The sequence below is a fragment of the Psychrobacter sp. 16-MNA-CIBAN-0192 genome (genome assembly GCF_040309565.1).
In the GTDB taxonomy this organism is placed as follows: Bacteria; Pseudomonadota; Gammaproteobacteria; order Pseudomonadales; family Moraxellaceae; genus Psychrobacter.
In genome coordinates this window covers 1-271 of record NZ_JBEOOX010000270.1, presented here as the reverse complement: position 1 = coordinate 271, position 271 = coordinate 1, and the positions used below count along the sequence as shown (strand labels likewise).

At 51.3% G+C, this 271-nt stretch carries 1 protein-coding gene; it reads right to left on the bottom strand.

Translation table 11 applies throughout. From position 1 onward, the window contains the following. Positions 1 to 271: hypothetical protein (locus tag AAEY78_RS13215; RefSeq protein WP_352339756.1), on the bottom strand; the 271-nt coding region annotated here is incomplete at both ends.

The window sequence follows — 271 nt, the reverse complement described above, 5'->3', positions numbered from 1 at the left end:
CATCGGCACAGTAACTGTTGGTACACCTAAGTGGCGAATAGCAAGATTGCCATTAGCAACCCAAACACCGTTGCTCCACGCACTGTCAGCTGAAGCAGGATTAATGTGCGCATCTGCTGGACCTACATCTGCCATGGTTGGGAACAGCACTGCATCAAGTTTGAGCTCGTCCATCCAGTCTTCCAGATCCAGCTTGCGCGTCTTCTCTAAGCCGCGCAGACCATCCGGTATGCTATCGATTTGGTTATACGACTTGAGACCTCTTTTGGCC